Here is a 9,837-nt window from a genome sequence, read left to right as displayed (position 1 = left end):
TGTGTCTCTGGTCTGTCGCATCTTTTGAACTCTTCGACTCCTGGCCTGGGCTTCGTGCCCGGGTGTCCGATACACACGCGCTGAAGGAGGGTGCTGGCAAGCATTACCTGGCCCTACTTCAGGGTGGCGGCCCGCGGGGTGGAAGCTGACAACCGCCGAGCATCTTTACCTTTTTTGTTTTACCGTACATCGGTTCGCTCTCGAAGTACCGATCTCGGGCAAGTGGGGTTCGAACCAGAGCAAGCGCCGACCGCGCTGAAACCGGCCTTCTACCGAGGTTTTTGAGTTCCGTACTAAACCGCCCAAGTCAGGAGGTCCGGAGAGAATTGGCCTCCGGAGAGCGATTTCCGGCCGTCTCCGCGCCGGGCCAGTCAACAGGTTTGCGCCAAAAACCCCAGGAAACCTGCCACTCAGCGCGGCGCTCGGTCAGGCGGAGAGTGCGGCTCGTATGGGAACTGGCGGAGAGGGTGGGATTCGAACCCACGGTAGGCTTGCACCTACTTCGGTTTTCGAGACCGACGCGATCGACCACTCCGCCACCTCTCCGCGGGCGGTGCCGCCGTATAGACAGACAGCCGACGCGGCGCAACCTCCCTGCAGCCAACCGTTGACTCTGCGCCAACCCGCCCGCTATACGCTGCGCCCTCCGGTCACCCAGGCGGCATCCGCCCGGGCAAGGCTGGCAGCGCCTCGGGGGCAACAGCCCTGGGGTGACAACCCTGAACAGTCCGGGCGAACCCGCCCAGCAGCACCGGACCTCCGAAAGCCCGAGCGCGCACCATGACCTATGCAGTGATCCGCACCGGCGGCAAGCAGTACCGCGTCACCCAGGACGCCGTGCTGACCGTCGAGAAGCTCGAGGCCGAGCCCGGCGCCACCATCACCTTCCACGATGTCCTGGCCGTCGGTGGCGAAGCCGGGCTGACGCTCGGCGCGCCGACCGTGCCGGGCGCCACCGTCACCGCCGTGGTCGAAGCGCAGACGCGCGGCGACAAGGTGCTGATCTTCAAGAAGCGCCGCCGCAAGAACAGCCGGCGCAAGAATGGCCATCGCCAGATGCAGACGGTTCTCCGCATCTCCGGCATCGCGGCCGCCTGAACCCCTGGCGACAGATAAGGAACCCCCACCATGGCACACAAAAAGGCCGGCGGTTCGTCGCGCAACGGGCGCGACTCGGCTGGCAAGCGGCTCGGCGTGAAGCGGTCTGACGGCCAGTTCGTCCAGGCCGGCAACATCATCGTCACCCAGCGCGGCACCAAGGTGCGCGCCGGCAACAACGTCATCGTCGGGCGCACCCATTCGCTTCACGCCATCGTCGACGGCCATGTGAAGTTCGAGCGCAAGGCCGAAGGCCGCGTGCAGGTCTCCATCGCGCCGATGCCGGTCGCTGCCGAGTAGGCCACAGGCCCCCTGGCGCGTGGTGTGACGGGGGCCCCAAGGCCCCCGTTCGCGTTTCCAGGCCCTCGGACCCCACCTCGGACCTCAATGCCATGAAATTCCTCGACGAAGCCAAGGTCCATGTGAAGGCGGGTGACGGCGGCGATGGCGTCGTCGCCTTCCGGCGGGAGAAGTATATCGAGTTCGGCGGCCCCGATGGCGGTAATGGCGGCAAGGGCGGGGACGTGGTGATCGAGGCGGTGGACGGGCTGAACACCCTGATCGACTACCGTTACGCGCAGCATTTCCGCTCCCGCAAGGGCGGCAACGGTGCTGGGCAGGACCGCACGGGGGCGGGCTCGGACGACGTCATCATGAAGGTGCCGGTCGGCACCCAGATCCTGGACGAGGACAAGGAGACGCTGCTGGCGGACCTGACCGAGGTCGGGCAGCGCGTGGTCATCGCCCGCGGCGGCGATGGCGGCCATGGCAACGCCACCTTCAAATCCGCCACCAACCGCGCCCCGCGCCGCGCCGACAAGGGCTGGCCGGGCGAGGAACGGTCGATCTGGCTGCGCCTGAAGCTGATCGCCGATGCCGGTCTGCTCGGCCTGCCGAATGCCGGCAAGTCCACCTTCCTGGCCGCCGTCTCCGCCGCCCGGCCTAAGGTGGCGGACTACCCCTTCACCACCCTGCACCCGCAGCTCGGCGTCGTGCGGCTGAACCCGGATGGCACGCCGTCCCGCGACGGCTCGCTGGAATTCGTCCTCGCCGACATCCCCGGCCTGATCGAGGGCGCGCATGAAGGCGCCGGCCTCGGCACCCGCTTCCTCGGGCATGTGGAGCGCTGCGCGGTGCTGCTGCACCTGGTGGACGGCACCGCCGCCGACCCCGCCGCAGCCTATCACACCATTCGCGAGGAACTGGCGGGCTATGGCGGCGGCCTGGCCGACAAGCCGGAGGTGGTGGCGCTGAACAAGTCTGACGCCATGACGCCGCAGGCCACCGCCTCCCGCCTCAAGGCGCTGTCGCGCGCGGCGGGCAGGCCGGCGCTGCTGGTCTCGGGCGCCACCGGGGCCGGGGTGAAGCAGGTGCTGTATGCGCTTTACGCGCAGATCCTGGCGGACCGCGCGGGCTGAACGCCGGCATGCTCGCCCCCTCCCTCGCCACCGCGCGGCGCATCGTCGTGAAGATCGGCTCCGCCCTCGTCGTGGACCCGGCCACCGCCACGCCGCGCGGCGCCTGGCTGGCGGGCGTGGCGCAGGATGTGGCGGCGCTGCGCGCCCGGGGGGCGGAAGTGATCCTGGTGTCGTCCGGCGCCATCGCGCTGGCCCGCCACGCGCTGGGCCTGACCCGGAAGAAGACCCTGCGGCTGGAGGAGAAGCAGGCGGCCGCCGCCGTCGGCCAGATCCGCCTGGCCGGCGCCTGGGCGCAGGCGCTGTCCGCCGTGCAGCTCAACGCCGCGCAGCTGCTGCTGACGCTGGAGGACAGCGAGGATCGCCGCCGCTACCTGAATGCCCGCGCCACGCTGAACACCCTGCTCGGCCTCGGCTGCATCCCGGTGATCAACGAGAACGACACGGTGGCCACAGCAGAAATCCGTTTCGGCGACAATGACCGCCTGGCCGCCCGGGTGGCGGAGATGGTGGAGGCGGATGCGCTGGTGCTGCTGTCGGACATCGACGGCCTCTACACCGCCGACCCGAAGCGCGACCCGTCGGCCGCCCATATCCCGGTGGTGGCGCATCTGACGGAGGAGATCATGGCCATGGGCGGCGAACCGCCGCCCGGCTATTCCTCCGGCGGCATGCGCACCAAGCTGATCGCGGCGCGCATCGCCACCGGCGCCGGCTGCGCCATGGCCATCGCGCTCGGGGCACGGGACCGGCCCTTGCAGGCGATGCAGGACGGCGCGCGCAGCACCTGGTTCCTGCCCGAAGGCGAGGGCCGATCCGCCCGCAAGCGCTGGATCGCCGGCAGCCTGGCGCCGCTCGGCGTGCTGGTGGTGGATGCGGGCGCGGCGCGGGCGCTCGGCCGCGGCTCCTCCCTGCTGCCGGCCGGGGTGCGCGCCGTGGAAGGCCGCTTCGGCCGCGGCGACCCGGTTTCGGTGCGCGACGAGGCGGGGCACGAGCTGGCGCGCGGCCTGGTGGCCTATGACGCGACGGACGCCGCCCGCATCGCCGGTCATCGCAGCGAGGCGCTGGAGGGCATCCTCGGCTGGCGCGGCCGGGACGAGATCATCCACCGGGACGACCTGGTGCTGCTGGGCGGTTGAGCGGCCGTGCCCACGACCGCATGATCGCGGCCGGCTGCGGGAGCAAGGCGGATGTCCCAGGCGCTATCCACCTATCTTGCGGCGCAGAACCGCGCCGTGGTGCATGCCTTCGTCGACTCTGGCTGGTGCATCTGCGCCGCCATCAGCCGCGACGCGCTGGAAAGCCTGGCCGCGCAGCGCCAGGGCGTGGTGCGCACGCTGTCGGGCCAGGGCAACGACACCGCACTGGTGGTGCAGCGGCAGGGTCATGCCGAACTCTGGCTGCCGGCGCGGCAGCGCGGCTACACCGCCCCCTTCCTGCGCTTCGTCGAGCAGCATTTCGGCTTCCGCCCTGGCCGGGTGCCGCCCGGCTGGCAGGTGGACCATCTGTTCAGCAGGGGCCGGGTGCAGGCCCTGGGCACGGAGGATGACAACCGGCTTCCCTACGGCACGCTGGTGCGCCTGCTGCTGGTCCAGGCGGAGGTGAACCAGAGCTTCGGCGGGCTCATGGAAGGCGCCATGATCGGCAGCGGCAATCCCTTTCGCGCGGTGCGACGCTTCACCTATCTGCAGCTCGCCAAGGCGCTCAGCCTCACCGCCAACCGCTTCGGTGGCGGGCTCTCGGGCCCGTACCAGATGGCGAATTTCGCGCATGTGACCGAAGGCTTCGAGACGCATGGCGTGCTCGCCGGCCTTGGCATGGGGCGGGAGCAGATGATGCAGCAGCTGCTGATCCAGGCCGAGACCGTTCAGCACTACCGCCAGCGGGGCCGGCCAGCGTTTTCCGGGTAGGCCCGCCCGGCGCGATCGCGCAGACTTCCGGGCGCCCCTGCCCGAGGATCCGCGCCATGTCGCACCCGCTTCGCCTCGCCGCCCTGCTGCTGCCGCTGCTGGCCGCGCCGGCGCTCGGCCAGACCACGCTGCGGATCGGCATCGGCGCCGATCCCAATGTGCTGGACCCGGCACAATCCAGCAGCTTCGTGGAGCGCGTGGTGTTCGCCGCGCTCTGCGACAAGCTCGTCGATGTCGGGCCGGACCTGCAGTTCCAGCCGGAATTGGCCACCGCCTGGCAATGGGCGCCGGATGGCCGTGCCCTGACGCTGACACTGCGCGAGGGCGCGCACTTCCACGACGGCTCGCCGGTGGATGCGGCGGCGGTGAAGGCGAACCTGGACCGCTACCGCACCGCCCGCGAGAGCCGCCGGCGCACCGAACTCGCCCAGGTCAGCGTGGTGGAGACGCCGGATGCGCGCACCGTGCGCCTGGTGCTGTCGCAGCCCTACGCGCCGCTGCTCTCCGTGCTGGCGGATCGCGCCGGGATGATGCTGGCGCCGGCCGTGCTGCCGCGCGGCGCCGCGATCGGGCAGGATCCGGTGTGCTCCGGCCCCTTCCGCCTGACCCGGCGCGTGGCGCAGGACCGCATCGAGATGGAGAAGTTCGCCGGCCATTGGAACGCCGCGAACATCCACGCGGACCGCTTGGTGTTCCTGCCCATCCCGGACAACAACATTCGCCTGCTGAACCTGCGCGCCGGGCAGCTCGACCTGATCGAGCGGGTGGCCCCGGTGGACGTGCCGGCGGCGGAGCGCGATGCGCGGCTGACGCTGGTGGCCGGTGCCTCCATCGCCTACCAGACGCTGGCGCTGAACCTCGGCCACGGCCCGCTGGCGCAGCGCCCGCTGGGCAGCGACGCCCGGGTGCGGGAAGCCTTCGAGCGCAGCATCGACCGCGCCATCATCAACCAGGTGGCGCTGGAGGGCCGCTTCACCGCCAACAACCAGCCGGAGCCGCCCGGCACCGCCTACCACTTCGCCGACCTGGCGCCGCTGCCGCGCGACGTGGCCCGCGCCCGCGCCCTGCTGCGCGAAGCCGGGCATGAGCGGGTCGCCTTCACCTTGAAGGTGCCGAACCAGCCGGTGGAGGCGCAGGTGGCGCAGATCATCCAGGCGATGGCGGCGGAGGCCGGCTTCGACATCAGCATCGAGACGATGGAGGCGGCGGCCCTGGTGGCGGCGACGCAGCGCGGCGATTTCGAGATGTCGCTGAACATCTGGTCCGGCCGGCCGGATCCGGATGGCAACATCGCCCCCTGGGTCGCCTCCAACGGCTTCCTCAACCGGGGGAAGTATTCGAACCCGCAGGTCGATGCGCTGTTCGCGCAGGCCCGCGCGGTGACGGAAACGGCGGCACGCCAACCGCTGTACCGCCAGGCGGCGGAACTGTGGATGGCGGACCGCCCCTACCTGATGCTGTACCACTACCGCTGGTTCTGGGCGATGCGCCGCGGCGTGGAAGGCTTCGTGCCCAACCCGGACGGCATCATCCGCTTCGCCGGGCTGCGGCTGCCGAGATAGGCGAAGCGGGCGACCCCTGCGGATCGCCCGCCCCGGTTCAGCCCTGGAAGCCGTTGGCGAGGCGCTGCGCCGTCGCGGCATCCGTGCCGGCGGGCACCCAGACGGTGCGGGTGTTCTCGCCGCTGCCGACCGTCACCGCCTGGACGCCCTGGCGGCCCGGCTGGGCGTAGCGGTCATCGGCATGGCGCAGCTGCACCGAGCCATCGGCATCCTCGCGGACGGTGACGCGGCCGCCACCGACGATGTTCTGCTGCGGCGCCGCGCCGTATTCGACGGAGGCATTCTCGCCGCTGCCGACCACGCGGGGGAAGCCGTCCTCGGCCAGGGCCGGCACGGCGAAGCCCAGGGCGCCGGCGGCGAACAGGGCGGTGGCAAAGCGATTGAAGCGGGTCATCTCATTCATCCTCATTCTCTGAACGGCCGCCTCGGGCGGCCGGGAAAGGCAGGCCGGGGGTGGGCGGCGTGCTGCCGCCTTCCGCTCAGCCGCCGTTGAAGCCGTTGAACAGGGCCACGGTCGTGGTGTCGGTGCCCGAGGGCACCCAGACGGTGGTGGTGCTCTCGCCGGAGCCGATGGTCACCGGTACCTGGCCGGGGCGCGCCGGCTGGGCGAAGCGATCCTCCAGGTGGCGGATGCTCCAGGTGCCCCTGGCGGAAACCGTGTAGGAGACGGCACCACCGCCCACCACATTCTGCAGCGGGGCATCGCCGTAGTCGATCGAGGCATTTTCGCCAGTCCCGACCACGCGCGGGTAAGAATAGCCGTCGGCCAGGGCCGGCACCGCGAAGCTCAGCAGGGCGGCGGCGGCCAAAGCGGGGACGATTCGATTGTTGCGGGTCATTTCGGTATTCCTTAACACGTCTCTGTCTCTGCCAGGCGCTTCGCTGCGGGTGGCTTCGACGTTACGCCCCAGATAGTGCCCGCCTTCGTGCCCAGCCAATCCGGCAGCCGTATCGCCGCCATCATCGGCGGCGATGACACGGGGGCGTGAGGTCGATTGAACCCGCCGCGGTGGCGGCAGGGTGGCGCCGCTTCCCTCCCCGCCGGGCGCGCGCTACCTCTGGCGGCCAGGAGATGCCGCCATGACCGCCGCTGCCCGTGCCCCCATCGATGCCGATGCCACCCGACAGACCGCGGCTGTGAATGCCCTCCCGCCGCCGGCCTCCCCGGCCGAGGCGCTGGCCGCGGCGGCGGCGGCGGCGCGCCGCGCGGCGCGCAGCCTGGCCATGGCCCCGCGGGCGCAGCGCGACGCGGCGCTGCTGGCCGCCGCCGCCGCGCTGCGCCAGCGGGCGGAGGTGGTGCTGGCCGCCAATGCGCTGGACCTGGCGGATGCACCGCATCTTTCCGCCGCCTTCCGCGACCGCCTGGCGCTGACGCCCGCGCGGGTGGAAGCGATGGCACGCGGGGTGGAGGAGGTGGCGGCGCTGCCCGATCCGGTCGGCCGCGTGCTGGCGGAATGGTCACGGCCGAACGGCCTGCTGATCCGCCGCGTGGCGCAGCCGCTGGGGGTCATCGGCATGATCTATGAAAGCCGGCCGAATGTCGGCGCCGATGCCGCGGCGCTCTGCCTGAAGGCGGGCAGCGCGGTGATCCTGCGCGGCGGCCGCGAATCGCTGCGCAGCGCGGCGGCGATCCATGGCTGCATGGTGGCCGGCCTGCGCGCCGCGGCGCTGCCGGACGCGGCCGTGCAGGTGGCCCCCGATGCCGATCGCGGCTTCGTCGCCGCCATGCTGGGGGCGGCGGGGCTGATCGACCTGATCATCCCGCGTGGCGGCAAGGGGCTGGTGACGCGGGTGCAGCAGGAAGCGCGCGTGCCGGTGCTGGCCCATGCGGAGGGCCTCTGCCACACCTACATCCATGCCGCCGCCGACCCGGCCATGGCGCGCAGCGTGCTGGCCAACGCCAAGATGCGCCGCACCGGCGTCTGCGGCGCCACCGAGACGCTGCTGATCGATTCCGCCATCGCGGCGGAGCTGCTGCCCGCGCTGGTCGACGATCTGCGCGCACTCGGCTGCGACTTCCGCGCCGATGAACGCGCCCGGGCGATCCTGCCGGAGCTGACCCCGGCGACGGAGGCGGATTTCCAGACCGAATGGCTGGATGCCATGCTCTCCATCCGCGTGGTGGAAGGCGTGCAGGAGGCGCTGGACCACATCGCCCGCTATGGCAGCGAGCATACGGAGGCGGTCATCACGGAAGACGCCGCGGTGGCGCAGCACTTCCTGGACAGCCTCGGCTCCGCGGTCGGCATGTGGAACGCCTCCACCCAGTTCTGCGACGGCGGCGAATTCGGCTTCGGCGCGGAGATCGGCATTGCCACCGGGCGGCTGCATGCGCGCGGCCCGGTCGGGCCGGAACAGCTCTGCACCTGGCGCTACCAGGTGATCGGCCAGGGCCAGGTCCGGCCCTGACGTCTTGCGCGCGACGGGGGCGGGCGGCTTCAATCGGGGCCGGAGGATTGGCGCCATGAAGACCGCCGGATTCGCAGCCGCCTTCGCCGCCAGGCCTGCCGCCGTGGCGGCGCTCCTCCCGGATGGCGCGGGGGAAGTGCCGCGCGGCCAGGGCCGGCGGTGCCGGCGCGCATCGGGCAGGACGACACCGCCATCGGTATCGGCCTGGCGGCGCAGCCGGTGGCGATGACGGCGCGCCTCCGTTGAGCATCGATCCTTGAGCATCAATCCCTGGGGCGACCGCCGTCGCCGGCGCATCGGCCTGCTTGGCGGCAGCTTCAACCCGGCCCATGCCGGGCATCTGCATGTGGCGCGCGCGGTGCGGCGGGCGCTTCGGCTGCACGAGGTGTGGCTGATGGTCTCGCCCGGCAACCCGCTGAAGCCGGCGCAGGGCATGGGCAGCTTCGCGCAGCGCCTGGCCTCGGCGCAGCGGATCGCCGATGGGCGGCGGGTGCGGGCGACGGAAATCGAGGCGGCGCTCGGCACGCGCTACACGGTGGCGACGCTGCGCCTGCTGCGCCGGCGCTTTCCGCGGGCGCGCTTCGTCTTCGTCATCGGCGCCGACAACCTGGTGCAATTGCCCCGCTGGCAGGGCTGGGCGGAGATTGCGGCGCGCACCCCGCTGGCCGTGCTGCCGCGGCCAGGCTGGACGCATCGCGCCCTGGCCAGCCAGGCGGCGCATCGGCTGGCGCGGCACCGGCGGCGGGCGGGAGCGCTGCTGGCGGGGCCGGCGCCGCGATGGGCGGGGACGCATGCGCCGTGGAGCTTCGTCCCGGCGGCGGAACACGCGGCCTCCGCCACCGCGATCCGGGCGGCGCAGCAGGCGGCGCGCTGAAAAAGCGGCGCGCGGACGGCCTGCGGCATCGCGAACGGTCGATCCGGCGCCGCGTTGTGCTACAGCGACCCCCGACGCATTCGTGGAGAGGAGGCGGAAATCGCCCGCACGCCAAAGACCCCGGACTCCCGCAGCCGGGAATCCGTGACGACCGCCCGCCGGCCCGCCCGTCCGGCCCCCGCAACCACCAAGGCCCGCGCCGTGGCAACGCCGCGCGCCGTCACCAAGCCGGCGAAGGCCGCGGCGAAGCCCGCTGCCAAGGCCGTGACGCGCAGCGCCACCAAGCCCGCCGCCAAGGCAACGACGCGCAGCACGGCAAAGCCCGCCGCCAAGGCCGCGACGCGCAGCACCGCCAAGCCGGCGACCAAGGCCGCGACGCGCAGCACCGCCAAGCCGGCGACCAAGGCCGCGACGCGCAGCACCGCCAAGCCCGCGACCAAGGCCGCGACGCGCAGCGCCGCCAAGCCGGCGACCAAGGCCGCGACGCGCAGCACCGCCAAGCCCGCGACCAAGGCCGCGACGCGCAGCACCGCCAAGCCCGCGACCAAGGCCGCGACGCGCAGCACCGC

At 72.0% G+C, this 9,837-nt stretch carries 10 protein-coding genes, 1 tRNA gene and 1 pseudogene; 9 read left to right on the top strand and 3 right to left on the bottom strand.

Annotated elements, in window-relative coordinates:
• Positions 1-456: 456 nt before the first annotated feature.
• Positions 457-546 (bottom strand) — tRNA-Ser (locus HEQ75_RS12055).
• A gap of 234 nt (positions 547-780) precedes the next feature.
• On the opposite strand from HEQ75_RS12055, the gene rplU reads away from it, so the two are divergent.
• The 6 genes from rplU to HEQ75_RS12025 all read left to right on the top strand — a co-directional run bounded on the left by rplU (position 781) and on the right by HEQ75_RS12025 (position 5,985).
• Positions 781-1,098, top strand: a complete 318-nt coding sequence (gene rplU / locus HEQ75_RS12050) for a 50S ribosomal protein L21 (protein ID WP_168030780.1) — start codon at positions 781-783, stop codon at positions 1,096-1,098.
• Between the two features lie 30 nt (positions 1,099-1,128).
• Positions 1,129-1,398, top strand: coding sequence for a 50S ribosomal protein L27 (rpmA, locus tag HEQ75_RS12045; RefSeq protein ID WP_168030778.1), 270 nt, complete (start codon positions 1,129-1,131; stop codon positions 1,396-1,398).
• Positions 1,399-1,490: 92 nt separating this feature from the next.
• Positions 1,491-2,516: a GTPase ObgE gene (gene obgE / locus HEQ75_RS12040; RefSeq protein WP_168030776.1), complete on the top strand. Its 1,026-nt coding sequence runs from the start codon at positions 1,491-1,493 to the stop codon at positions 2,514-2,516.
• An 8-nt stretch (positions 2,517-2,524) separates the two neighbouring features.
• Entirely contained in the window at positions 2,525-3,652 is a 1,128-nt protein-coding gene (proB, locus tag HEQ75_RS12035; RefSeq protein ID WP_168030774.1) for a glutamate 5-kinase, read from the top strand.
• Between the two features lie 51 nt (positions 3,653-3,703).
• A complete protein-coding gene (locus tag HEQ75_RS12030; protein ID WP_168030772.1) occupies positions 3,704-4,423 on the top strand; it encodes a hypothetical protein in 720 nt (239 codons plus the stop codon).
• A gap of 56 nt (positions 4,424-4,479) precedes the next feature.
• A complete protein-coding gene (locus tag HEQ75_RS12025; protein ID WP_168030770.1) occupies positions 4,480-5,985 on the top strand; it encodes an ABC transporter substrate-binding protein in 1,506 nt (501 codons plus the stop codon).
• 37 nt (positions 5,986-6,022) lie between these two features.
• Here HEQ75_RS12025 and HEQ75_RS12020 read toward each other — a convergent pair whose 3' ends face one another.
• Positions 6,023-6,379, bottom strand: a complete 357-nt coding sequence (locus tag HEQ75_RS12020; protein ID WP_168030768.1) for a hypothetical protein — start codon at positions 6,377-6,379, stop codon at positions 6,023-6,025.
• 85 nt (positions 6,380-6,464) lie between these two features.
• The gene (locus HEQ75_RS12015; RefSeq protein ID WP_168030766.1) at positions 6,465-6,824 is read right to left on the bottom strand and encodes a hypothetical protein; all 360 of its coding nucleotides are present in this window, start codon (positions 6,822-6,824) and stop codon (positions 6,465-6,467) included.
• A gap of 241 nt (positions 6,825-7,065) precedes the next feature.
• Here HEQ75_RS12015 and HEQ75_RS12010 point away from each other — a divergent pair, with 241 nt between their 5' ends.
• The 3 genes and pseudogenes from HEQ75_RS12010 to HEQ75_RS12000 form a co-directional block, all read left to right on the top strand.
• A complete protein-coding gene (locus HEQ75_RS12010) occupies positions 7,066-8,394 on the top strand; it encodes a glutamate-5-semialdehyde dehydrogenase (protein ID WP_168030764.1) in 1,329 nt (442 codons plus the stop codon).
• 256 nt (positions 8,395-8,650) lie between these two features.
• Positions 8,651-9,268 carry a nicotinate-nucleotide adenylyltransferase gene (locus HEQ75_RS12005; protein ID WP_209318512.1) on the top strand — a complete coding sequence of 206 codons (618 nt, stop codon included), beginning with the start codon at positions 8,651-8,653 and terminating at the stop codon, positions 9,266-9,268.
• Between the two features lie 201 nt (positions 9,269-9,469).
• Positions 9,470-9,837 (top strand): annotated as a pseudogene (locus HEQ75_RS12000) (hypothetical protein); the annotation flags it as partial.

Source organism: Falsiroseomonas selenitidurans, assembly GCF_012103215.1.
Taxonomy (GTDB): Bacteria; Pseudomonadota; Alphaproteobacteria; order Acetobacterales; family Acetobacteraceae; genus Falsiroseomonas; species Falsiroseomonas selenitidurans.
This window is presented reverse-complemented; position numbering and strand designations above follow the sequence as displayed.

Excerpts from the sequence above, each read along its gene's own strand:
- proB (WP_168030774.1), top strand. The coding sequence starts at position 2,525 with ATGCTCGCCCCCTCCCTCGCCACCGCGCGGCGCATCGTCGTGAAGATC.
- HEQ75_RS12015 (WP_168030766.1), bottom strand. The coding sequence starts at position 6,824 with ATGACCCGCAACAATCGAATCGTCCCCGCTTTGGCCGCCGCCGCCCTG.
- HEQ75_RS12020 (WP_168030768.1), bottom strand. The coding sequence starts at position 6,379 with ATGACCCGCTTCAATCGCTTTGCCACCGCCCTGTTCGCCGCCGGCGCC.
- obgE (WP_168030776.1), top strand. The coding sequence starts at position 1,491 with ATGAAATTCCTCGACGAAGCCAAGGTCCATGTGAAGGCGGGTGACGGC.
- rplU (WP_168030780.1), top strand. The coding sequence starts at position 781 with ATGACCTATGCAGTGATCCGCACCGGCGGCAAGCAGTACCGCGTCACC.
- HEQ75_RS12030 (WP_168030772.1), top strand. The coding sequence starts at position 3,704 with ATGTCCCAGGCGCTATCCACCTATCTTGCGGCGCAGAACCGCGCCGTG.
- HEQ75_RS12010 (WP_168030764.1), top strand. The coding sequence starts at position 7,066 with ATGACCGCCGCTGCCCGTGCCCCCATCGATGCCGATGCCACCCGACAG.
- HEQ75_RS12025 (WP_168030770.1), top strand. The coding sequence starts at position 4,480 with ATGTCGCACCCGCTTCGCCTCGCCGCCCTGCTGCTGCCGCTGCTGGCC.
- rpmA (WP_168030778.1), top strand. The coding sequence starts at position 1,129 with ATGGCACACAAAAAGGCCGGCGGTTCGTCGCGCAACGGGCGCGACTCG.